Source organism: Streptomyces sp. NPDC018045 (assembly GCF_044327445.1).
GTDB lineage: Bacteria > Actinomycetota > Actinomycetes > Streptomycetales > Streptomycetaceae > Streptomyces.
The window spans coordinates 104,361-126,188 of record NZ_JBIRFL010000008.1 but is presented as its reverse complement, the minus strand read 5'-3'; the positions used below and the strand labels follow the sequence as shown (position 1 = coordinate 126,188).

The following is a 21,828-nucleotide window of genomic DNA, read 5'->3' as shown; positions in this document are numbered from 1 at the left end:
GTCGTTCTCCAACGTGCGTGGCCCGTGGCGGATCGGTCGCGGGCCTGGTGCGAGGGGTGCGGCGCGGTGCGGCACCCGCCGGCGCGGAAAAACGCCGACCCTCCACCGTACGCCGTATGACGCGATGGTCCCGGCAAGGAGGGGCCCACCCCGGCGAACCAGGGCGATGCGCGATGATGGAACGGTCGGCGACCGCCGGAAGGCGACGAGAGCCGGACGCAGACGAGCACAATCGAGCACCAGACGAGCAGCATCAGCCCCGAAGCGGGCTCCGAAGACGGAAGAGCCGAGCAATCGGCCAGAGGTATTCCCCATGGCACCGCGCATTCTGCTGGCCCGGCACGGGCAGACGGAGTGGTCCCTGTCCGGCAAGCACACCGGCCGTACGGACATTCCGCTCCTGGAGGAGGGCCGCCGCGGCGCCAAGCTCCTGGGGGAGCGGCTGCACCGCGCGCCCTGGGACGGCCTGCCGGACGTCGAGGTCCGCACCAGCCCCCTGGTGCGCGCGAAGGAGACCTGCGAGCTGGCCGGCTTCGGCGACCGGGCGCAGGACTGGGACGCGCTGATGGAGGTCGACTACGGCGCCTACGAGGGCCTGACGCCGTCCGACATCAAGGCCGGGCGTCCGGACTGGTTCATCTGGCGCGACGGCGTCCCCGAGGGTGAGACGCTCGCCGAGGTCGCGGCCCGGGCCGACGAGGTCGTCCAGTGGGCGCGCTCGGCCGACCGCGACGTCCTGATCTTCGCGCACGGCCACATCCTGCGCTCCCTGGGCGCCCGCTGGCTCGGCCTGGACGTCTCCTTCGCCGCCCGCATCCGCCTGGAGCCGACGTCCCTGTCGGTGCTGGGCTGGGCGTACGGCGAACCGGCCATCGAGCGCTGGAACGACACCGGCCACCTGGGCTGAGCCTGCCGACCGGCCCGGACGCTTCCGGCGGCCCCGGGCGCCCTGACGGCCCCGGGGCACCGCCACGGTCCCGACGGGGCTCCCGGGCTGGCCGCGAAGCCCGGCGGCCCTGAGTGCCCCTGCCCTGTCGGTTCCGAGCGCCCTCACGGTCCCGGAGCCCCGCCACGATGCCCGGCGGCCCCGGAGCCCGGCCGCGAAACCAGCGGCCTCTGAAGTCCCGTCGCGAAGCCCGGCGCCCCTGAAGAGCCTGAGGCCCCTGAAGCCCCACCGCGCAGCCCGCCCCGCCCCGCCCCGCCTCCTGGAACCCCGGCCCCAAGGCGCGCCTCCCGCCCGGAGCCCGATCGCCCCGTAGACGCTCCCGGCCGAGTCCGGCCACCCCGTAGGCGCACCCGGCCGAGCCCGCCCACCCCGTATGCACACCCGGCCGCCCCCGCTCACCCCGTAGGCGCCCCCGTCTGCTCCCCCGGCCGCGTGCCGGGCGCCGTCCGCCGTCTGCCCCTCCTGGCCGGGGGCCGGGCCGGTGACCGGGAGGCGGCGTGCCGGTCCAGGAACGCGCCGACCTCGTCGCCCGCCCTCCCCGCGCCGTCGCGGTACCGCCGGAGTGCCCGCGCCGTCGAGTCCAGCATCGTGCGGATACGGGCCGACCGGACGTCCTTCAGGAGGATCAGCGCCCGCGTACCGGCCGTCGCCGCCTCCTCCGGCGCGTGGCTGAGCGCGAGATCGCCCGCGAGTTCCGCGGTGAACAGGGCGATGTTCCGGGTGAAGTGCGGGTCCTGGAGCGCCACCGCCCGGCGCGCGTGCGTCACCGCGCGCCCCTGCTCGCCCAGTGCGGACCAGCACTGGGCCTCCAGCCCCGCCAATTCGGCCTCCCCGTAGAAGGACATCCACTCCGGATCGCCGTCGGACGGCCCTTGGGCGAAGAGCCGCTGGGCCCGCAGGAGCGCCTGCTCACAGCTTCTGCGGTCGCCCAGCCCCGCCCAGCCGCCCGCCTCGCGCAGTGCCAGAAGGGACAGCAGGCGCGCCGACCCCAGGTTCCTCGCGGCCTGTTGGGCGGCCTGTGCGGCACGTACGGCCTCCCGGGGGCGGTGCGCGTCGCGCGCCAGGAAGGCGGTGTTGCAGAACGCGTGCGCCTCCAGGGCGGCGTCCCCGGCGACACGGGCGGTGGCCAGTGCTTCGGCGTAGTGCGACCGGGCGTCGCCGAAGCGGCCCGAGTCGTGCGCCAGCCAGCCGACGGAGATGGCCAGTTCGCCCGCGCCCGCGTGCAGACGGTCGCTGACGGAGCCGCGGTGCACTCCGGCGTCCAGCAGTTCGTACGCGCTCCGCAGCGGCTTCGCGGCGCGCCGGTAGAGGCCCTCGGCGCCGTGCCGGTCGTCCAGCAGTCGGATGCGGCGTACCGCCTCCTCCACGGCCGCCGCCTCGGAGGCACCGGCCCGCCCGGGACCGTCCGCCGGCAACGGGCTCGATACGCGCGTCGTCGCCTCCGGCACGCCGGGCCCGGCCACCGCCTCCGGGACGAACGGTGGCAGGGCGGTGAGCCCCAGCGCGGCGGCCGGGCCGCCCGTGATGAACGCGCGACGCAGCACGTCGCTCTCCTTGCCGGTCTGGATGTCCGTATCGGGATGCCCCGGCCCGCCCCCGGCCCCCTCCGGGGGCCCGGCAGCCGGCCCGGTGCCGGCCCGCGGTCCGGGCAGCGTCCCGGTGCCGGGGCCCGCCTCCGTTCCCCCGCCTCCCCGGGCCGTACGGGCCCGCCGCCCGCGCACCGTCTCGCGCGGCGCGAACCCCATGTCCGCGAGCGTGAGCCCGGGGAACATGTGCCGGAAGACCCGTTCGTAGGCGTAGTTCGGGCAACGGATCTCTCCGGCCTCGACCCGGCCCACATAACGGGCGTCGCACGCGACCTGCTCCCCGATCTCGCGCGCGGCGCGGCGCACCGACGCCGCGAACTCGCCCGGTGACAGCCGGCCGCGCAACTGCCGGAAGGCGCGGTTGGGCTGGGCGGGAACGTGGTGGGACGACCCTGATCTCGCGGCGGGCGACGCCATGGCAGATCCTCCGTGCCATCTCCGTGGCGGTACCGCGGCCTGGCGGTGCGGCGGGACGACGGTACTAGCTGTGACCGGCCCGCCACACAGGGTTTGGCTACAAACCGGATATCTCATGCACGATCCGCCATGAAGCGCCATTCTTTGCGGCGTCCTTCCGCCGTAGCCGTTGACGTGTCCGGACGTTGAACAGGAAGTAAAGCCAGCGGCGCGTGCAGAGGAGGGGTTTCCGTGCGGGAGACCGGCATGGTCGACGTCAGGACCGCCGTCAGCGGCGAGGCGGGTGCCGGTGGGGTGGCGCACGGAGGTTCCGGACGCGCCGGACGCACGGCGCTCCCCAACGGCCGGCCGGGCGGGCCCGGTTCGCCGGCCGTCGACCGGTGCTGGCCGTCCGCGGAGTGCGGCGCGCTCCCCGAGGCGCCCCGTACCTGCGACCTGGTGACGGTGCCGGCCCGCCAGGGCCTGGAGGCGGTCGACATCCTGCGGCTGCGGGCCGGCGTCGGCCCGGTCCTGCACGACGACGCGTGCGACACCCTCGGCTTCCTCGTGCCGCCGGGCACGGCCGACGGCTGGGACCTGCCGGGCAGCGCCTGTACGCAGACGTACGAGCGTGAGGCGCCCGCAGGGGGCGCGCGGGGCGTCGGCAGCGCCCCCGTCGAGCCGCCCGTCACGGGCACCGACTGGCTGGTGTCCCCGGACGGCGCGTGCGGCACGGCCACCGACCCCGTCGTCCTGCGCGAGGCCCTCGGCGAGGCGGCCCGCACGATCGAGGCCGTCGACCGCTGCCGCTGAGGCCGGCGGGGTCTCGGGGCGGGGGTGCCCCGGGGCCGGTGGTCCTGACCGCTCGCGCTGAGGCCGACGAAGCCTCGGGGTGGGGGGCCTCGGGCCCGGAGCGCCTCGCGGCCGGTGGCCCCGGCCGCTCGGCCGTCTCCCCCTCCCGTCGAGGTCGGCTGCCCGCCGCTTCCGCCGCACGCTCTGACCTGCGGGTACGCGGCATACTGGAGGCATGGCGAAGAGCAGGCGCGGCCGGTCCCGTACGGGGCCCGAGGCCGTGGTGGAAACCGTGGACGGCGGCGTCGCCGAACTGCGTCCCGACCGGGACCGGCCGCGCGGCTGGACGCTGCTCGTCGACGGTGCCCCGCAGTCCCATGTGGACCTGGACGACCCGGCGTACTTGGACTTCGCGTACCAGCGCCGCCTGGGGCACATCGTCGACCTCGCCGCGCCGCCCGGCAAGCCTCTCCAGGTGGTGCACCTGGGCGGCGGGGCGCTGACGATGGCGCGCTACGTCGCGGCCACCCGCCCGCGCTCGACCCAGCAGGCCGTGGAGATCGACGCGCCGCTGGTCCACCTGGTCCGCCGGGAACTCCCGCTGGACAGCGGCTGGCGGATCAGGGTGCGCAACGCGGACGCCCGCGCCGGGCTCGCCCGGATCCCGGACGGCTGGGCCGACCTGGTGATCGCGGACGTGTTCCGCGGCGCTCGCACCCCGGCGCACCTGACCAGCGCCGAGTTCGCGGGCGAGGTCGCGCGGGCGCTGCGGCCCGGCGGCTGGTACGCGGCGAACCTCGCGGACGGCCCGCCGCTGGCCTTCGTACGGGCGCAGGTCGCCACGGTCCGTACGGTCCTCCCCGAACTGTGCCTGACCGCTGACCCGGCCGTCCTCAGAGGCAAGCGCTTCGGGAACGCCGTACTGCTCGCCGCCGCCGGGCCGCTCCCGGTCGCCGAGCTGACCCGGCGGGCCGCGACCGACCCGCAGCAGGGCCGGGTCGAACACGGGCGCGCGCTCCTGGACTTCACCGGGGGAGCGCAGCCGGTGACGGACGCGACCGCGGTGGACTCGCCGTCCCCGCCGCCCGCTGTCTTCACCTGAGCGGCGGGCAGCCCGGCGGTGCGGGGCGACCCACGGTCAACACCTGGTTCACGTCGCGTGGTTGTCCGTCTCGACCGTCGGCGGGTGGCCGTTCCAGGCGCAGATGACCGATGTGTGCCCCGGGCCGCCCCTGAAGTCGACCCGCAGCCACTGGTCCTGCTGCCACACCTGCATCTGCCAGCCCGTGCCCGGGGTGGCCGACACCAACTGGGCGGAGCGGGTGCCCAGGTCGATGACGACCCGGCCGCCCGCGGTGGAGAAACTTTTCACCGTGCCACCCGTGGCGGGCGAGGAGGCGCCGCCGGGCGGCGGGTGCGGGCCGCCGCCCGTGTGTTGTCCGTCCTCGCCGGACGGGCCGCCGCCTGCCTCCCTGGGCAGCTCGTTCGCTTTCGCGGACTGTCCGGGGCGGGGGGAGGCCGGCGCGGACGGCTTGGGCCGGTGTGTGGAGGAGGCACGGGGCGAGACCCCGCCGCCGGTTCCGGTGTGCGGTGATGGCGCGTTGTCGGACAGCGGGAGCGCGCGCGGCGGGTCGTACGCCGTGCCGGCCAGCACGGTGTGCACACCGAACCACGACAGCGTGACGGCGGCACCCGTCGCCAGCGTCCAGGCCGCCGTGTGAACCAGTCCTCTGTGCATCTGGCTCATCCTGCACCACGTAACGGGCCGGGGCGGTGGGCCGGAAAGCCCGGAGCGGCCGGGACGAAGACGGTATGGCGGGAGGTTCCGGGGCGGAACGGAATGGGAGCACAACATCCGTCGGAACAGGGGTGGAAGGCCCGCCCCACGGTGTCAACCTCGGGTAAAGAAGTGCACTCGAATGGCGTACGGTGCCGCCCATGGCAAGTGTGCTCGTGGTCGAGGACGACCAGTTCGTGCGCTCGGCCCTCATCCGGCATCTGACCGAGGCGTCCCACACGGTGCGCAGCGTCGGTACGGCCCTGGAGGCGCTGCGCGAGGTGGCCCACGTCGGCTTCGACGTCGTCATCCTGGATCTCGGTCTGCCCGACCTGGACGGGGCGGAGGCCCTGAAGATGCTGCGCGGGATCACCGATGTACCCGTGATCATCGCCACCGCGCGGGACGACGAGGCCGAGATCGTCCGGCTGCTGAACGACGGGGCCGACGACTACCTGACCAAGCCGTTCTCGGTGGAACACCTCTCCGCCCGGATGGCCGCCGTGCTGCGCCGCTCCCGGGGCGCCGCGGCGGGCGGCGAGCCGCCGTCCCGGGTGCTCCAGGTGGGCGGCCTGAGCATCGACCCATTGCGCCGCCAGGCCGAACTGGACGGTGCGGCGCTCGACCTGACCCGCCGCGAGTTCGATCTGCTCGCTTTCCTCGCCGGCCGCCCGGGCGTCGTCGTGCCCCGCAAGGAACTTCTCGCCGAGGTCTGGCAGCAGTCGTACGGCGACGACCAGACCATCGATGTCCACCTCTCCTGGTTGCGCCGCAAACTGGGCGAAACGGCCGCGCGGCCACGGTATCTGCACACCCTGCGCGGGGTCGGCGTGAAACTGGAGCCACCGCTGTGACGCCCGCGCGGGCCCGGCGCCGAGGGGCGTGCGCGCCGGAGCCGCCCGCGCGGACCGGGCCCCTCCCGGCGCCCCCGCCGGAGCCGTCGCCGTGAGATGGGCCCTGGTCAAGGTGTGCCTGGCCGTCACCGCGATGGTCGTGGTGGCCTTCGCCGTACCGCTCGGGCTCGTCGTCAAGGAGATGGCCAAGGACCGCGCGTTCTCCAATGCCGAGCGGCAGGCGGCCACCATCGGCCCCGTCCTGGCCATCACCACCGACCACGCGCAGTTGGAGCGCGCCGTCGCCAGCGCCGAGAGCGGGCCCGGCGGGCACATCGGCGTCCATGTGCCGGCGGGCGGCAAGGGTGGCGAGCCCGCCGAGATCGGCTCCCGGCGCGCCAGGCCCGAGGACGTCGACGCCGCGGTCGACCTCGGCCGCGCCTCCATCGCGCCGGTACGCGGCGGCTCGGTGCTGCTCCAGCCCACCGCCGTGGCCGCGGGCATCGCGGTGGTCGAGGTGTACGTGCCGGACGCCGCGCTGACCAATGGCGTCACCACCTCATGGGTCCTGCTGGCGGGTGTCGGTCTCGCGCTGATCGTCGGCTCGGTCGCCGTCGCCGACCGCCTCGGCACCCGTATGGTGCGGCCCGCCGAGCGGCTGGCCGGCGCCGCCCACGACCTGGGCAAGGGCAGGCTGGGCGTACGGGTACGGGAGGAGGGCCCCAGGGAGCTGCGCGCGGCGGCGGCCGCCTTCAACGCGATGGCGGACCAGGTCGTCCAGCTCCTGGCCCACGAACGCGAGCTGGCCGCCGACCTCTCCCACCGCCTGCGCACCCCGCTGACCGTGCTGCGCCTGAACACCGCCTCGCTCGGCGAGGGGCCGGCGGCCGACCAGACCCGCGAGGCGGTCGCCCAACTGGAGCGCGAGGTCGACCAGATCATTCGTACCGCGCGGCAGCAGAAGGCGCACACCCAGCAGGTGGCCGCCGCGGCGAGCTGCGACGCGGCCGAGGTGATCCGGGAGCGGATGGACTTCTGGTCGGCGCTCGCGGAGGACGAGGGGCGCACGGTGCGCGTCGCGGGCGCGGACCGGCCCGTACGCATCCCCGTCGCGCGCCCCGACCTCGCCGCGGCGCTGGACGCGATGCTCGGCAACGTCTTCCGGCACACCCCCGAGGGCACCGCCTTCGCGGTGGACGTGCACAACGCCGAGGACGCGGTGATCGTGCTGGTCTCGGACGCCGGCCCGGGCATCGACGACCCGGACGCGGCCCTGCGGCGTGGCCACGGGGACGGCGGGGACGGATCCACCGGGCTCGGCCTGGACATCGTGCGGCGGCTCGCGGAGACGACCGGCGGGGACGTCCGCATCGGCCGGTCCGTGCTGGGCGGCACCGAGGTACGGGTCTGGCTGGCGCTCGACGGCGTACGACGGGCGGACGCGGGACGCCGTCGGCGCCCGGGGCACCGTCTGCGGCGGCGGCTGGGAAGGCGCCTGGGCCGGTCGCGGGGGCGGCGGGCCGTCGGCCGGACACCGGCCGGTCCCGGCGGGGAGTGAGCGGCCCGGGCCGGGCCGTCGGCGGGCCGGCCGGTCCTCGGGCGGGCCGGTCGGCCGCTGTGCTTAACCGGTCCCTTTCGGTCCCTTAAGAGCGCCATAAGGCTTCCATCTGCCGCACTGAAACCGGCTTTTGTCCGTTTCCTGATCGCTAGCGTGCGGGACGCACCACCGCACCACCGTCCCCCACGACGAACAGGCAGGCACGACATGAGTTCCTCGGCACACCGCCGCCGCAAGAGCCGCAAGAGCCGCAAGGCCAGGCTGATCGGTACGGCAGCGGCGGCCGCGCTGGCGGCGGGCGGCGCCTTCGCCGTCGCCGGTTCGGCGCTGGCCACCAAGGCTCCGGAGGCCGCTCCGGCGGCCAAGGCCGGCGGCGCCTTCTCCCCGTACATCGACACCTCCCTGTACCCCGCGTACGACATGGCCGACACCGCGAAGAAGACCGGGGTGAAGACCTTCAACCTCGCCTTCGTCACCTCCGGCGGCGGCTGCGCACCGAAGTGGGGCGGCTCGGGCGCGCTGGGCGACGACGCGGTGGCCGGGCAGATACCGGCACTGCGCAGGGCCGGCGGCGACGTACGGGTCTCCTTCGGCGGCGCCAACGGCTCCGAGCTGGGCCTGGCCTGCAAGACCGCGAACGAGCTGGCCGGCGCCTACGGCAAGGTCATCGACCGGTTCGCGCTCAAGAAGGTCGACTTCGACATCGAGGGCGGCGCGCTGCCGGACACCGCCGCCAACACCCGCAGGGCACAGGCCATCGCCCGGCTCCAGAAGAAGCACCCGGGCCTGGACGTCTCCTTCACCCTGCCGGTCATGCCCGAGGGGCTGACGCAGGACGGCGTGAACCTGGTCGCCGACGCGAGGAAGAACGGTGTGCGGATCTCCGCCGTCAACATCATGGCGATGGACTACGGCGCCTCGTACGACGGCGACATGGGCGCGTACGCCGTCCAGGCCGCCACCGCCACCCAGAAGCAGCTCAAGAAGACGCTCGGCCTCGGGGACGCGGCCGCCTGGAAGGCCGTTGCCGTGACCCCGATGATCGGCGTCAACGACGTGCAGAAAGAAATCTTCACGGTCGAGGACGCCAAGGAACTGGTCACGTTCGCACAGTCGAAGCACCTCGGCTGGCTGTCCATGTGGTCCTCGACGCGCGACAAGGCGTGCCCGGGCGAGCCGCAGAACTCCGCGCAGCCGACGTGCAGTTCCCTCGCGCAGAAGCCGTTCGACTTCACCGAGGCGCTCGGCGCCTACCGGAGCTGACCGGCACCACGGAGCCACACCCCCGGGCGGGACACAGCGGCCACCCCCCCACCGCTGTGTCCCGCCGCCCTCATGAGGCGGACACATCGGTGCGCAGTGCGGGCAGTTCGTTGCCGCGGGCCACGTCCGCGTACCAGTGGGCGCTCGACTTGGGCGTACGGTCCTGGGTCGTGAAGTCCACGTACACCGAGCCGAACCGCTTGCTGTAGCCGTACGCCCACTCGAAATTGTCCATCAGTGACCACAGGAAGTAGCCGCGCAGGTCGGCGCCGTCGGTGACCGCGCGGTGGGCGGCGGCGAGGTGGGCGTGGATGTAGGCGATGCGCTCGGGATCGTGCACCGCGCCCTCGGCGCCGGGCAGGTCGTCGTAGGCCGCGCCGTTCTCGGTGACGAACAGCGGCAGCCCCGGCGCCTCCCGGTGAAAGCGCATGAGCAGGTCGTAGAGGCCGCTCGGATCCACCGACCAGCCCATCGCCGTGCGCTCACCCGGCGGTTGGTGGAAAGCCACCCGGTCGGCGCCCGGCCAGGGCGAACGGGCGCCGGCGCCGTGCCCGTCGTGCCGGGGCAGGGGGGCGTTGTCAGTGCCGCCTGATACCACTGTGGGTGTGTAGTAATTGATGCCCAGCGCGTCGAGGGGGTGCTTGATGACGGCGAGATCGCCATCGCGGACGAAGGTCCAGTCGGTGATGCGCGCGGTGTCCGCGAGGAGGTCCGCGGGATATGCGCCGCGCAGCAGGGGCCCGGTGAAGATACGCGTCGCCAGCGCGTCGACCCGCCGCTGAGCGTCCAGGTCCTCGGGCGCGTCGGAGCGGGCCCGGACGGCCGCCGGATTGAGGCTGATCATGATCCGGCCGCGGGCGGGCAGCGCGGCGCGCAGTGCCTGGGCGGCGAGCCCGTGCGCGAGGTTGAGGTGATGGGCGGCGCGCAGGGCGGCCTCCGGGTCGGTGCGGCCGGGGGCGTGCACCCCTGATCCGTAACCGAGGAACGCGCTGCACCACGGCTCGTTGAGGGTGGTCCACCACTCGACACGGTCACCGAGGGCGTCCGCCACGATCGCCGCGTAGTCGGCGAAGCGCTGCGCGGTGTCCCGGTGCGGCCAGCCGCCTCCCGAGGCGGAGCCGCCGTGGTTGTCGGCCTCCAGTTCCTGCGGCAGGTCCCAGTGGTAGAGCGTGAGGACCGGCCGGATGCCGTGGGCGAGCAGGTCGTCGACGAGCCGGCGGTAGAAGTCGAGGCCGCGCTGTACGGCGGGGCCGCGGCCGGTCGGCTGCACCCGCGGCCAGGAGACGGAGAAGCGGTAGGCACCGAGCCCGAGGGCGGACATCAGCTCCACGTCCTCGTGGCGCCGGTGGAAGTGGTCGACGGCGACATCGCCGGTGTCGCCCCCGGCGACCTTGCCGGGGGTGTGGCTGAAGGTGTCCCAGATCGACGGGGTGCGGCCGCCCTCCCGGGCGGCACCCTCGACCTGATAGGCGGCGGTGGCCGCACCCCAGACGAAGCCGGGCGGAAAACGAAGGGGGCAGGACATGGCGGTACTCCCGTTCACGAGGACGCGGCGCACGGCACGGGCCATGCGTGGCGCGTGGCGCGAGTGGTGCAGGTGGTACGAGTGGTTCGCGGAGGCGGCCCGGCCCGTACGGGACCGCGTACGGGGCCGGGGGAGCGGCGCGGCGGCTCACCGGTCAGCCCTTGACCGCACCCTGCATGATCCCCCCGACGATCTGCCTGCCGAACAGGACGAACGCGACGAGCAGCGGCAGCGTGCCGAGCAGCGCGCCCGCCATGATCACGGACTGATCGGGGATGTAACCGCGCCCGAGACCGGTCAGCGCGACCTGCACGGTCGGGTTGCCGTTCTGCGTCAGCGCGATGATGGGCCAGAAGAAATCGTTCCACGCCTGCACGAAGGTCAGCAGGCCGAGCACCGCCATCGCCGGCCGGGCGGCCGGGAAGACGACGTGCCACACCACGCGCCAACTGTTCGCGCCGTCCGTGCGCGCCGCCTCGATCAGCTCGGTGGGCAGCGCCTGGAGCAGGTACTGCCGCATGAAGAAGACCCCGAAGGCACTGACGAGGGTGGGCAGGATGACGGCCTGGAGCTGGTCGGTCCACTCCAGCTCGGCGATGGTCATGAACAGCGGTACGACACCGAGCTGCGGCGGCACCATCATCGTGCCGATCACCAGCAGCAACAGCAGCTTCTTCGCCCGGAAGCGCAGCTTGGCGAACGCGAACCCGGCCACGGTCGAGAAGACCACCGTGCCCGCCGCGATCGTCGTGGCCACCACCGTGGTGTTCAGCAGCGCCACGCCCATGTTGGCGTCGGACCAGGCCGTACCGAGGTTCTTGAGCAGGTTCCCGCCGAACCAGAACGGGGGCGGCGTCCGGGCGAGCCGGGTGTTGTTGCGGGAGGCGGCGACGGCGGTCCACAGCAGCGGGAAGAGCGAGCCCGCGGTGAAGAGGATCAGCACCGCGTAGGTCACCTTCCCGCCGTGCGACGGCCGGCCGGCGCGTCGGGTCGTCATGGCTCCTCCTCACTCGCCCGACGCGCGCAGCCGTCGGGCGACCAGCGCGTTGACCACGGCGACCACCAGCAGGATCAGGAACATCGTCCAGGCGATGGCCGAGGCCCGGCCGAGATGGAGGTTCACCCACCCCTGCTCGTACAGATACAGGCCCAGCGTCTGGTACTGGTGGTCGGCGCCTCCCGAAGCACCGGCGCTCCCGCTGAACAGCAGCGGCTCGCCGAACAACTGCGTGGCCCCGATCGTCGAGACGACGCAGGTGAACAGAATCGTCGGCCGCAGCGACGGGACCGTGACGTACCGGAACTGCTGCCAGCGGGAGGCGCCGTCCAGCGCCGCCGACTCGTAGAGGTCGTGCGGTATGGCCTGCATGGCGGCGAGGTAGATCAGCGCGTTGTACCCCGTCCACCGCCAGATGACGATGGTGGAGACCGCCAGCTTGGCGCTCCAGGAACCGTTCTCCCAGTCGACGCCGTCCACCCCTACCGTGCTCAGCAGCCAGTTGACCATCCCGTAGTCGCGCCCGAAAAGCAGCACGAACACCAGCGTCGCGGCGGCCACCGAAGTGGCGTACGGCGTGAGCACCGCCACCCGGAAGAACATCGAGCCGCGCAGCCGGTAGTTGAGCAGGTGCGCGATGCCCAGGGCCATCAGCAACTGCGGCACGGTCGAGATGACACCGATGACGAACGTGTTCCCGAGGGCGTTCCAGAAGAAGTCGTCGCCCAGCAGTCGGGTGAAGTTGCGCAGTCCGGCCCACTCCATGTCGGTGGGCGCGGTCAGCTCCACGCGGTGCAGGGCGGCCCACCCCGTGTAGAGAAGGGGGAAGAGCCCGAAGGCGGCGAAGAAGAGGAAGAAGGGGGCGACGCAGACGTACGGGCTCCAGCGCAGGTCCCGCCGGTAGCGGCGGCTGCGGCGCTCGCGCGCGCGGACGGCGGCGGGGCTGTCGGCGGAATCGGCCCCGGAGGACACACCGGAGCCGGCCCGGGAGGCGGCACCGGGCCGCCGCGCGGCACTCGGTCCGGAGGGCCTGGAACGGGGCGGTCGGCCGTCCACGGTTCACCGGTCCAGCGCGTTGTCGATCGACTCGACCGCCGCCCGCCAGCCCTGCTCGGGCGTCTTGCCTTGCTGGTCGACCTGGAGCACTCCCACGTCGGTGATGTTCTGGTTGACGGTGAGGTCCTTCGGGCCGAGCACCTGGTCGGGAATGCCGTCGGCCGCCGCGGCGAAGATCTTGCCGATCGGCGCGTCGCCGAAGTACGGATGCTTGGCCCCCGCCACGGCGGGCAGCCCGTACGCCGCCCGGGCGCTGGGGAAGCTGGCCTGCCGGGTGAAGAGCTTCGCCTGCTGCTCCGGCGCGGTCAGCCAGGCCGCCAGCTTGACCGCCTCGCTCTTGTGCCGGCCCGCTTCCGGTACGGCCAGGAACGAGCCGCCCCAGTTCCCCGGCTTGGGCGCGGCGGCCACGTCCCACTTGTCGCGGCCCTGGTCCCCGGACTTCTCCTTGATGTAGCCGAGCATCCACGGCGGGCAGGAGACGGTGGCGAAGCGCCCGTTGGCGTACGCCTGGTCCCAGGATTTCTGGAACTGCTGGAGCCGGGCGGTCAGCTTCCCCGTCGCCGCCCGCATCGCCGCGTCCCACGCCCGCCGCACGGACGGGCTGTTCTTGTGGACGAGCTTGCCGGCGGCGTTGTAATAGCGTTCGGCGCTGCTGGAGATCACCGCGTTGTAGACGCCGGAGGCGGAGTCCACGAAGGACGTGCCCGCCGGCGCCTTGGCCCGGTAGCGCTCGCCGACGTCCAGATACTTCCCCCAGTCGCCCGCCCAGAGCCGGGCCACCGCGTTCCGGTCGGTCGGCAGCCCGGCCTTGGCGAAGAGGTCCTTGCGATAGCAGACCGCCATCGGCCCGATGTCCGTGCCCAGGCCCACGGTCTTGCCGCTCGCGTTCGTCGCCTGCGCCCACTTCCAGGGGATGAAGTCCGCCTTCCGTACACCCGGTGCCTTCGAGAGGTCGACGAGCTTGCCCGCCTGGGTGGCGGTGACCTCGGCGATGTTGTTGACCTCGACCGCCTGGATGTCGGCGAGCCCGCTGCCCGTGCTCAGGTGGGTGAGGAGCTGCGGGTAGTAGTTCTCGTTCCGCTCGATCGAGGTCTCTTTGATCGTGATGTCCGGGTGCAGCTTCATGTACGCGTCGTAGAGCCCGGCCTGCCGGTAGCCGAAGACGCCGAAGACTCCGACGGTCAGGGTGGTCTTCCCGGCGCCGGCCCCCGACGAGCCCTGGGTGTCCGGGGCGTCGCTGTCCTCGGCGCAGCCGCCGAGCAGGGCGGCCCCGAGCACGGCGGCGGTCGTGAGGGCCACCGCCCGCCGGCGGGTGCCGCGGATCGTCGTTCGCATTGCGTCTCCTCCTGGTGCCCTGCAGACCGTGCGTGCGGGATGTGGGGTGTCCAGTACGGTGGGAGCGCTCCCAGACGTGATGAGGTGAAGAGTCGCCGTTTCCCAACGCGCGTGTCAAGGGCTCGCGCACCAACGCCCGTTGAGTGGTTCGTTGTTGAATGTACGGCCCAGGACGGCAAGCGGAGGCGGCGATGACACCAGGCGGACGGCGAGGGGGCGGCAGGCCCACACTCGAAGAGGTCGCCGCGCGCGCGGGCGTCGGCCGCGGCACGGTCTCCCGCGTGATCAACGGCTCGCCCCGGGTCAGCGAACGGACCCGCGCCCTGGTGCAGCAGGCCGTCGCCGACCTCGGCTACGTACCCAACCGCGCCGCCCGCGCCCTGGCGGGCAACCGCGCCGACACGGTCGCCCTGGTCGTCCCGGAAGCCGAGACCCGGCTCTTCGCCGAGCCGTACTTCTCCGGCATCCTGCGCGGCGTCAGCGCCGGACTGGCCGACCACGACATGCAGTTGCTGCTCACCCTCACCCGTACGTCCAAGGAGCGGCGCCGCTTCGCCGACTACCTCGCCGCGCACCGCGTCGACGGCGTACTCCTCGTCTCCGTGCACGGCGACGACCCGCTGCCCGACCTGCTGGGACGGATGGCGATACCGACCGTCCTCAACGGCCGCCGCGCCGCCGGGGAAACGGTTCCGTACGTGGACTCCGACAACACCGGCGGCGCACGGAGCGCCCTGGAACACCTCATCGTCCGCGGCCGGCGCCGGATCGCCACCATCACCGGACCGCCCGACATGTACGCGGCCCACTGCCGTCTCGACGGCTACCACCAGGCCGTACGCGCCGCCGGCCACCCCGCCGACTCCGCGCTCGTCGCACACGGCGACTTCACCGAGGAGGGCGGCCGGCGCGCCATGCGCGAACTGCTCGCCCGTCGCCCCGCCCTGGACGCCGTCTTCTGCGCCTCGGACGTGATGGCCGCGGGCGCCCGGCAGGAACTGCGCACGGCGGGTCGCCGCGTCCCGGACGACGTGGCCCTGGTCGGCTTCGACGACTCCGCCATCGCCCGGCACATGGACCCGCCGCTCACCAGCGTCCGCCAGCCGATCGAGGAGATGGGCCGGGCCATGGCGACGCTGCTGATGGAGCAGATCACCGGGGGACCGGGCGGCAGCGGACCGGACCCGCGCTCCACGGCCGACCCCGCAGGTTCCCATCTGGTGCTTCCGACGGAGCTGGTACGGCGGGAGTCGTCCTGAGAGGTGGGAGGGGGGCCGGGCCGGGGCAGTGGTTCGGTTGCGGGAGGTTCCGGCGATTCGGGCCCGACCTAGGGGTCCGGCTGGGGGTCGTTGCGGCGATCCGGGGGCGGCCCGGTGGTCCGGCTGCGGGGCGTTCCGGGGGTCAGGGATCGCAGCCGGAACCGGGGCGGGGCCACGGCCGGAACGGTGCCCGGGCCACGGCTGGAGCCGGCGCGGCGCCACGACCGAGCGGCGCCACGACCGAGCGGGGCCGCGGCCGGAGCGGGGCCGCGGCCGGAGCGGGGCCCAGGGCCACGGCCGAACGGGGTTGCGGCCGGCCTGGGGCACGGCCGAACGGGCCGCGGCCGAATGGGGCCGCGACTGGAACGGGCGCGGGGCCGGGCGGGGTCGCTCCTGGGCGGGGTTGCTCGCGGGGGCCGCACCTGGGCGGGGCTGCTCCTGGGCGGGGCCGCACCTGGAGAGCGAGCATCGCGGCCGCCGCCAGGGCGTACAGCCGTAACTGGCTGCGCGTAGGGGCTTTCCTAGGATGCGTGCGTGCGCCCGGCCCGGGGCAGCCCGCGACGGGTGGAATCGCTTCCCCTGATTTCGTGGCGGCGGGCGCTGCATTTCCGGGATTCACAACGTAGTTGTGTGTATTGCGCCGCCCGTTGGCGCAGCAAGGGCGCGGGCCCCTCTCGACGGCATGCCCGCCCGCCCCGGCCCATTGCAAGCCCCCCGAACCTCGGGGGCACCCCAGCCCATGGGAGCGCCCCGGCCCTTGGGAGCGCCCCGGCCCTTGGGAGCGCCCCGGCCCTTGGGAGCGCCCCCAGTGGGAGTGGCCCCCGAGTGGGAGCGCTCCCACTGCCCCTCTGGAACGCCCCGCTCCCGCGGCCCCGCGCATTCGGCTCTCCCGCACGTCACGCCGGGCCGCGTACCTCCGTACGGAAGGAGATCGGCGTACTGCCCGTACGGTGCTGGAAGAACTTGGCGAAGTTCGCGGCGTCGGCGAAGCCGAGGCGGACGGCGATCCGGGCGGCGGTCTGGTCCCCGTGGGCCAGCAGCCGCTTGGCCTCCAACACCACGCGACGGTCGATGAACTCCTTCGCGCCCACGCCGGTGGCGGCGGTGGTCGCGCGGGACAGGGTGCGGGGCGAGTAGCCGAGCGCCCGCGCGTAGTCCTCGACGCGGCGGCTGCGGGTGAAGCCGCGCTCCACCGCGTCGCGGAAGCGGAGGAAAGTCTCGCTCGCCTCGCAGACACCGTCGCCACCCCCGTCCGGCGCGCGCCCGCCCCGCCCGCCCCCATCCCGCGTACCTCCGCCCCGCTCGCCGCCGTGCGGACCGCCGTCCCGCGCACCCGCGTGCGTGCCCCCGCCCCGCTCGCCCCCGCGCACACTCCTGCCCCCATGCGCGCCCCCGCTCCGAGTGCTCCCACCCCGCCCGCCCCCAGTCCGCACGCCCACGCCCCGCGTCTCCCCGCCCCCGGAAGGCGCGGACAGTCGGGCGGCCCGCAGGACCAGGACGGCCAGCAGGTGCCGCAGTACCTCGATGTGCGTCTCCAGCGGCAGCCCGCGCAGCGCTCCGAATTCCTGATGGAGGTGACGCAGGGCACACTCCAGCGCCTGTGCTTCCTCCCCCTCCGGACGGTGCACCGCCGGGCCGAACCAGTCCTCCAGGCGGGCCGCGGCCGCCGTGGCCGCATCGAGGAAGCCGGATTCGAACAGGACCAGTCGCCCCTCCGCCTCGGACAAGTTGCCGAAGTGGTGCACCTGTCCTGGACGCACCCACATCCAGTCATTCGCGGTCAGCTCATACTTTCGGAAGTCCACGGTGTGCCGGAGGTGTCCGCCGTCCACCACGAGGAGGTGGTGGAAGTCCGGACGGTGCGGCACGGCGAGGGCGCAGGCGCTGGCGCGGTCGCGCAGTTCGGCAAGGGTGAGTACCTCCACCCCCGCCGGCCGCCCGGCCGGGGCGATGAAGGCGACTTCCGGGATGTCTTCCCCGGCCCCTTGCGCAGCGTGTCGTTTTTTCACCATCTCTGGTCCCGTGCCTACCCCGGTATGCCGTGGTTGTGCCCCTAGCGTGGAAGGCGTCAGCACGGCTGATGACGGAAAAAGGAAATCCAGAGTATGCCCCGGCAGGGGCACAGGGAGTATCGCTATGTCCAAGATCGCCATTTTCGGAGCCAACGGCACCATCGGCAGTCGCGTCCTCGACGAGGCGCTGCGCCGCGGCCACCAGGTCACCGCGGTCGTCCGTGACCCCGCGAAGATCACCAAGGCCGACCCGAACCTGACCGTGACCACCGGCGACATCCTCGCTCCGGACTCCGTCGCGGCCGTGGCCAAGGGGCAGGACGTGCTGGTCAGCGCGGTGGGCGGCGGCGACGGCCCGGGGCACCTCGCAACGATCAAGCCCTCCGCCGAGTCCCTGGTCGCGGGTCTGCGCACCCTCGGCGAGGCCGCGCCCCGGCTGATCGCCGTGGGCGGCGCCGGCTCGCTCCGTACGCCGGACGGCAAGCAGGTCTGGGACGCGGAGGGCCTGCCCGAGTTCCTGCTCCAGATCATGCACGCGCACGGCGACGCGCTGGACTTCTACCGCACCGTCACGGACGTGCGCTGGACCAACGTGAGCCCGGCCGCCCTGATCGAGCCCGGGGAGCGTACGGGCAGCTACCGCACCGCCCTGGACGACCTGGTCGCCGACGCGGACGGCACCAGCCGGATCACCGCCGAGGACTACGCCGTCGCCCTCCTGGACGAGATCGAGCAGCCGCGGCACATCGGACAGCGCTTCACCGTCGGTTACTGAGCCCGCAGGGCACCGAGGCCACACGGTGCGGAGCCCGCAGGGCTCGGGGGGGGCTGGACGCCGAGCCTGTGGGGCGCCGAGCCCGCGGGATGTCGAGCCTGTAGGGCGCCGGGGTTGCGGGGCACCGAGGCCGTTGGACGCCAAGCCTGCGGGACGCCGGGGCCGCAGGACGCCGAGCCCACGGGGTGCCGAGGTCGTGGGGTGCCGAGCCTGCGGGGCGCCGAACCCACGCGGGCCGAGGCCACGGGACACCGGCCACGGGGCGCCGTGGCCGAGGGATATTGAGCCCAGGGCCCCCGAGCCCAGGGCTCCGAGCCCGCAGGCCACCAAACCCGAGGAGCGCCCGCTCCGAACCCCCGCGCCCGATGAAGCCCCCGGCCCCTCAGCCGCCCGGCTCCCGAACCGTCCCAGCTCCCGGCCCCTTAGCCGCCCGCCCCACGCCCGCCCGGCTCCAGGCGCCGACGCCCCTCGCCGCAACAGCAAACGCCCCCGCCCCCAGCAGCTAGCCCCCCGACAACTGGCCCCAACGAGTAGGGCCCCCGGTCGCTTTCGCGTCCGGGGGCCCTACTCGTTGGGGTGAGTAACGGGACTTGAACCCGCGACATCCTGGACCACAACCAGGTGCTCTACCAGCTGAGCTATACCCACCATGACCGGTGCTGTGTGGTGTCTTGTTCCCCACCGGCTGAGAAAAAGTGTACAGGGTCTGGAGGGGTGCTCGCTCCCGGCTTTGGGTCAGGCCGGGAGCGAGCTACGTCACTCCGGGTCCGCGGGCAGGACGTGCCTGGCCGCGATCTCCTTCGCGGTGTCCGAGTCCGGGCCGGGCTGCGGCACGAAGACCGCCTCCCGGTAGTAGCGGAGTTCCGCGATGGATTCACGGATGTCCGCCAGCGCCCGGTGGTTCCCGTTCTTCTCCGGACTGTTGAAGTACGCCCTCGGGTACCAGCGCCGGGCCAGTTCCTTCACGGACGACACGTCCACGATCCGGTAGTGCAGGTGGCTCTCCAGCTTCGGCATGTCGCGGAGCAGGAAGCCCCGGTCGGTGCCGACGGAGTTGCCGCACAGCGGTGCCCGGCCGGGTTCCGGTACGTGCTGCTTGATGTACTGGAGCACCTGTTCCTGTGCGTCCTCCAGGGTGGTGCCGCTGTCCAGCTCGGCCAGCAGCCCGGAGGAGGTGTGCATCTGGCGCACGACCTCGGGCATGGTGGTCAGGGCCTCGGCCGGGGGGCGGATCACGATGTCCACCCCGTCGCCCAATACATTCAGCTCCGAGTCGGTGACCAGGGCGGCCACCTCGATGAGCGCGTCGTTCGCCAGCGAGAGCCCGGTCATCTCGCAGTCGATCCACACCATGCGATCGTTCATACGTCTCACCCTACGGGGCGCTCCCGCTGACTGGGCAGCACCGGGCGGCCGGCCGGCCGCCCGGTGGGCTGCTCCGGGAGCCGTGGCGCGTACGCGTCGGATTCCGGTTTGCCCGTTTCTGTCGGGGCGAGCGCCGTGGCCTGGCTGTGCACCGGCTGGGTGTGACCGGCCGTACTGTGCCCCGGCTGGCCCCCCGACCCGTGCCCGCCCGGGCCCCCGTGTCCGCCGTGCGAGCCCTGGGGGTGCCCGCCCGGACCGTGGCCGCTCTGCGGGTGCCCTTGCGTATGGCCGCCGGGGCCGAGGCCCCCCTGGGCGTGCGTCGCCTGGCTGTGCGACGTCTGCCCGTGATGCAGCGGACCATGGCCCCCCGGCAGATGGCCCGCCGCGGCCGCGGCGAACCGGTCCGCACCGGCACCGGGGCGCTCACCGCGCTCCGGACGGTCCGCCCGGGTGGCCTGCTCGGGCACTCCGTTCTGCGGCCTGCGCGCGCGGTAGGCCGCGCGGTAGGCCGCGGGTGAGGCGCCCAACTGCCTGCGGAAGTGGCCGCGCAGGGCGACCGGCGACCGGAAGCCGCAGCGTCCGGCGACCTCGTCCACGGAATAGTCCGAGGTCTCCAGCAGCCGCTGCGCCTGCAGGACGCGCTGGGTGATCAGCCACTGCAGCGGAGCGCTCCCGGTCAGGGACCGGAAACGGCGGTCGAAGGTACGGCGGCTCATGTAGGCGCGGGCCGCCAGCGTCTCCACGTCGAACTGCTCGTGGAGGTGCTCCAGTGCCCAGGCCACGACCTCGGCGAGCGGATCGGCGCCGATCTCCTCCGGTAATGACCTGTCCAGGTACCTCTGGTGTCCCAGGTCCGACGCGGTGCGCCGGGGCGGGACCACCAGCCGCCGGGCGAGCGCGTTGGCCGCGTCCGCCCCGTGGTCGGTACGGACGATGTGCAGGCACAGGTCGATGCCGGCGGCGGTCCCCGCGGAGGTCAGCACATCGCCGTCGTCGACGAAGAGCTCGCGGGGATCGACGTGGACGGACGGATAACGCTTGGCGAGCGTCGGCGCGTACATCCAGTGGGTGGTCGCGGGGCGGCCGTCGAGGAGCCCTGCGGCGGCGAGCACGAAGGCCCCCGTGCAGAGCCCGACGATGCGGGCCCCTTCTTCGTGTGCCCGGCGCAGCGCGTCCAGCGCGGCCGGTGGTGGTGCCTGTGTGATGGACCGCCAGGCCGGCACGACGACCGTGCCCGCGCGGGCGATCGCCTCCAGCCCATAGGGGGCCGAAAGTTCCAGCCCCCCGGTGGTGCGCAAAGGCGCATCTTCGCCCGCGCACACAAGTAGTCGGTACCGCGGAACACCCGCGTCCTGGCGGTCGATGCCGAAGACCGAGAGCGGAATGGAGCTCTCGAAAATCGGGCCGCCACTGAAGAGGAGCACCGCGACTATTTCGCGGCGTCGTCGGGCGGCGAGCTTGCGTGCGGCATCTGGTACGGCAGCGGAGTCCTGGCTCATGGCACTTAAGCCCCCCTCGGTCGTCTCGCCCTCTCGGTCCTGCACTGTTCCCCCGCCGTGATTGCCAAGATCGAATCTACTGCGTCCCGTGAGGATGGAGTGCCAAGTTCACCACCCGCTCGTATGTCGATATGGCAACTTGGCGCGAAGCATTCGATCACGAAGCGTTCCACTCGTCGGGCCTGCTGGGAAGTACGCCTCTCGCCTCTGCCCGTGAGCCGTAGGGCGCAATCACGCCCCGTGGTCCTTTCCTCGCAGCTCAGGCCCAGGTTGTGGGTCGCTTTTGCCAAAGGATGCACCTGAGCGCGAAGTTGGCCGAAAACGAACCTGGGCAGGCTTGCGAGCGCGTCATTCCTCCGGCGTACGCCCCTCGGAACGGCGTCCTCCCCGGTGGGCTCCGGTCCCGGTACGGCTGTGCCGGCCGCGGTGCGGGGCGATCTCGTCGGGCGACGGCCGGGAGGCGGTGCGCTCGGACTGGCGCAGCAGGGCCCGGCAGGCGGCCGTCACCGTCGCCAGCCCCACGGCGGTGCCGAGCGCTCCGGTGGCGGACGCGCCGCACAGGACGAGGACGAGGGGCACCACGGCGCAACTGAACGCCGCCCAGCGGACGAGATCGCTCACCGGATCGGCTGATGTGTTCGACGGACCGGGCACGGCGTACTCCCTCCAGGCAGGCTGGTACTACAACGGCCGCGGGGGTCCATGGGTCACCGCGATGGGTACGTACGGGGGCAGGCCGGGGCATTGCCATCCGGGCCACGCTCCGGCATGCTCCGGGGAATGTTCGAGCGGTACCCCACCCGTGTGGTCGTGGGGCCCGTCCCTGCATCAGAGGCCCTCCGTCCGCGCGGGGC

18 protein-coding genes and 1 tRNA gene are annotated in these 21,828 nt (G+C 73.4%); 8 read left to right on the top strand and 11 right to left on the bottom strand.

Annotated elements, in window-relative coordinates:
* Window positions 1-313: 313 nt before the first annotated feature.
* Window positions 314-907 carry a histidine phosphatase family protein gene (locus ACH4EB_RS20480; RefSeq protein WP_398348955.1) on the top strand — a complete coding sequence of 198 codons (594 nt, stop codon included), beginning with the start codon at window positions 314-316 and terminating at the stop codon, window positions 905-907.
* A gap of 434 nt (window positions 908-1,341) precedes the next feature.
* Here the strand turns inward: ACH4EB_RS20480 and ACH4EB_RS20475 are convergent, their stop codons facing one another.
* Window positions 1,342-2,949: a tetratricopeptide repeat protein gene (locus tag ACH4EB_RS20475; RefSeq protein ID WP_398348954.1), complete on the bottom strand. Its 1,608-nt coding sequence runs from the start codon at window positions 2,947-2,949 to the stop codon at window positions 1,342-1,344.
* Between the two features lie 246 nt (window positions 2,950-3,195).
* On the opposite strand from ACH4EB_RS20475, the gene ACH4EB_RS20470 reads away from it, so the two are divergent.
* A complete protein-coding gene (locus tag ACH4EB_RS20470; RefSeq protein WP_398349133.1) occupies window positions 3,196-3,741 on the top strand; it encodes a hypothetical protein in 546 nt (181 codons plus the stop codon).
* A 214-nt stretch (window positions 3,742-3,955) separates the two neighbouring features.
* Window positions 3,956-4,822, top strand: a complete 867-nt coding sequence (locus tag ACH4EB_RS20465) for a spermidine synthase (protein ID WP_398348953.1) — start codon at window positions 3,956-3,958, stop codon at window positions 4,820-4,822.
* A gap of 48 nt (window positions 4,823-4,870) precedes the next feature.
* Here the strand turns inward: ACH4EB_RS20465 and ACH4EB_RS20460 are convergent, their stop codons facing one another.
* Entirely contained in the window at window positions 4,871-5,458 is a 588-nt protein-coding gene (locus ACH4EB_RS20460) for a hypothetical protein (protein WP_398348952.1), read from the bottom strand.
* A gap of 200 nt (window positions 5,459-5,658) precedes the next feature.
* Here ACH4EB_RS20460 and ACH4EB_RS20455 point away from each other — a divergent pair, with 200 nt between their 5' ends.
* From ACH4EB_RS20455 to ACH4EB_RS20445, 3 genes are all read left to right on the top strand, one after another.
* The gene (locus tag ACH4EB_RS20455) at window positions 5,659-6,351 is read left to right on the top strand and encodes a response regulator transcription factor (RefSeq protein WP_398348951.1); all 693 of its coding nucleotides are present in this window, start codon (window positions 5,659-5,661) and stop codon (window positions 6,349-6,351) included.
* A 91-nt stretch (window positions 6,352-6,442) separates the two neighbouring features.
* The gene (locus tag ACH4EB_RS20450; protein WP_398348950.1) at window positions 6,443-7,888 is read left to right on the top strand and encodes a sensor histidine kinase; all 1,446 of its coding nucleotides are present in this window, start codon (window positions 6,443-6,445) and stop codon (window positions 7,886-7,888) included.
* A gap of 207 nt (window positions 7,889-8,095) precedes the next feature.
* Entirely contained in the window at window positions 8,096-9,151 is a 1,056-nt protein-coding gene (locus tag ACH4EB_RS20445; protein ID WP_398348949.1) for a chitinase, read from the top strand.
* Window positions 9,152-9,221: 70 nt separating this feature from the next.
* On the opposite strand, the gene ACH4EB_RS20440 is transcribed toward ACH4EB_RS20445, so the two are convergent.
* From ACH4EB_RS20440 to ACH4EB_RS20425, 4 genes are all read right to left on the bottom strand, one after another.
* Entirely contained in the window at window positions 9,222-10,676 is a 1,455-nt protein-coding gene (locus tag ACH4EB_RS20440) for a GH1 family beta-glucosidase (protein WP_398348948.1), read from the bottom strand.
* Between the two features lie 154 nt (window positions 10,677-10,830).
* Complete coding sequence (locus tag ACH4EB_RS20435) at window positions 10,831-11,673, bottom strand: carbohydrate ABC transporter permease (protein ID WP_398348947.1); 843 nt, start codon at window positions 11,671-11,673, stop codon at window positions 10,831-10,833.
* A gap of 9 nt (window positions 11,674-11,682) precedes the next feature.
* Window positions 11,683-12,645, bottom strand: a complete 963-nt coding sequence (locus ACH4EB_RS20430) for a carbohydrate ABC transporter permease (protein WP_398348946.1) — start codon at window positions 12,643-12,645, stop codon at window positions 11,683-11,685.
* Window positions 12,646-12,732: 87 nt separating this feature from the next.
* Window positions 12,733-14,064, bottom strand: coding sequence for an extracellular solute-binding protein (locus tag ACH4EB_RS20425; protein ID WP_398348945.1), 1,332 nt, complete (start codon window positions 14,062-14,064; stop codon window positions 12,733-12,735).
* Between the two features lie 191 nt (window positions 14,065-14,255).
* On the opposite strand from ACH4EB_RS20425, the gene ACH4EB_RS20420 reads away from it, so the two are divergent.
* The gene (locus ACH4EB_RS20420; RefSeq protein WP_398348944.1) at window positions 14,256-15,323 is read left to right on the top strand and encodes a LacI family DNA-binding transcriptional regulator; all 1,068 of its coding nucleotides are present in this window, start codon (window positions 14,256-14,258) and stop codon (window positions 15,321-15,323) included.
* Between the two features lie 896 nt (window positions 15,324-16,219).
* Here the strand turns inward: ACH4EB_RS20420 and ACH4EB_RS20415 are convergent.
* On the bottom strand, window positions 16,220-17,335 hold the full coding sequence (locus ACH4EB_RS20415) for a helix-turn-helix domain-containing protein (RefSeq protein ID WP_398348943.1): 1,116 nt from the start codon (window positions 17,333-17,335) through the stop codon (window positions 16,220-16,222).
* 124 nt (window positions 17,336-17,459) lie between these two features.
* Between ACH4EB_RS20415 and ACH4EB_RS20410 the strand changes: the two genes are divergently transcribed.
* Window positions 17,460-18,110 carry an NAD(P)-dependent oxidoreductase gene (locus ACH4EB_RS20410; RefSeq protein WP_398348942.1) on the top strand — a complete coding sequence of 217 codons (651 nt, stop codon included), beginning with the start codon at window positions 17,460-17,462 and terminating at the stop codon, window positions 18,108-18,110.
* 572 nt (window positions 18,111-18,682) lie between these two features.
* Here the strand turns inward: ACH4EB_RS20410 and ACH4EB_RS20405 are convergent.
* The 4 genes from ACH4EB_RS20405 to ACH4EB_RS20390 form a co-directional block, all read right to left on the bottom strand.
* Window positions 18,683-18,758: transfer RNA gene (locus tag ACH4EB_RS20405), tRNA-His, on the bottom strand.
* 108 nt (window positions 18,759-18,866) lie between these two features.
* Window positions 18,867-19,475, bottom strand: coding sequence for an oligoribonuclease (orn, locus tag ACH4EB_RS20400; RefSeq protein WP_398348941.1), 609 nt, complete (start codon window positions 19,473-19,475; stop codon window positions 18,867-18,869).
* Between the two features lie 5 nt (window positions 19,476-19,480).
* The gene (locus ACH4EB_RS20395) at window positions 19,481-20,974 is read right to left on the bottom strand and encodes a GlxA family transcriptional regulator (RefSeq protein ID WP_398348940.1); all 1,494 of its coding nucleotides are present in this window, start codon (window positions 20,972-20,974) and stop codon (window positions 19,481-19,483) included.
* 348 nt (window positions 20,975-21,322) lie between these two features.
* Window positions 21,323-21,595 carry a hypothetical protein gene (locus tag ACH4EB_RS20390; RefSeq protein ID WP_398348939.1) on the bottom strand — a complete coding sequence of 91 codons (273 nt, stop codon included), beginning with the start codon at window positions 21,593-21,595 and terminating at the stop codon, window positions 21,323-21,325.
* Window positions 21,596-21,828: the final 233 nt, after the last annotated feature.

Coding starts and splice junctions, on each gene's coding strand:
- ACH4EB_RS20475 (WP_398348954.1), bottom strand. CDS start 2,949: ATGGCGTCGCCCGCCGCGAGATCAGGGTCGTCCCACCACGTTCCCGCC.
- ACH4EB_RS20470 (WP_398349133.1), top strand. CDS start 3,196: ATGGTCGACGTCAGGACCGCCGTCAGCGGCGAGGCGGGTGCCGGTGGG.
- ACH4EB_RS20480 (WP_398348955.1), top strand. CDS start 314: ATGGCACCGCGCATTCTGCTGGCCCGGCACGGGCAGACGGAGTGGTCC.
- ACH4EB_RS20415 (WP_398348943.1), bottom strand. CDS start 17,335: ATGGTGAAAAAACGACACGCTGCGCAAGGGGCCGGGGAAGACATCCCG.
- ACH4EB_RS20410 (WP_398348942.1), top strand. CDS start 17,460: ATGTCCAAGATCGCCATTTTCGGAGCCAACGGCACCATCGGCAGTCGC.
- ACH4EB_RS20425 (WP_398348945.1), bottom strand. CDS start 14,064: ATGCGAACGACGATCCGCGGCACCCGCCGGCGGGCGGTGGCCCTCACG.
- orn (WP_398348941.1), bottom strand. CDS start 19,475: ATGAACGATCGCATGGTGTGGATCGACTGCGAGATGACCGGGCTCTCG.
- ACH4EB_RS20440 (WP_398348948.1), bottom strand. CDS start 10,676: ATGTCCTGCCCCCTTCGTTTTCCGCCCGGCTTCGTCTGGGGTGCGGCC.
- ACH4EB_RS20435 (WP_398348947.1), bottom strand. CDS start 11,673: ATGACGACCCGACGCGCCGGCCGGCCGTCGCACGGCGGGAAGGTGACC.
- ACH4EB_RS20460 (WP_398348952.1), bottom strand. CDS start 5,458: ATGCACAGAGGACTGGTTCACACGGCGGCCTGGACGCTGGCGACGGGT.
- ACH4EB_RS20395 (WP_398348940.1), bottom strand. CDS start 20,974: ATGAGCCAGGACTCCGCTGCCGTACCAGATGCCGCACGCAAGCTCGCC.
- ACH4EB_RS20455 (WP_398348951.1), top strand. CDS start 5,659: ATGGCAAGTGTGCTCGTGGTCGAGGACGACCAGTTCGTGCGCTCGGCC.
- ACH4EB_RS20465 (WP_398348953.1), top strand. CDS start 3,956: ATGGCGAAGAGCAGGCGCGGCCGGTCCCGTACGGGGCCCGAGGCCGTG.
- ACH4EB_RS20445 (WP_398348949.1), top strand. CDS start 8,096: ATGAGTTCCTCGGCACACCGCCGCCGCAAGAGCCGCAAGAGCCGCAAG.
- ACH4EB_RS20420 (WP_398348944.1), top strand. CDS start 14,256: ATGACACCAGGCGGACGGCGAGGGGGCGGCAGGCCCACACTCGAAGAG.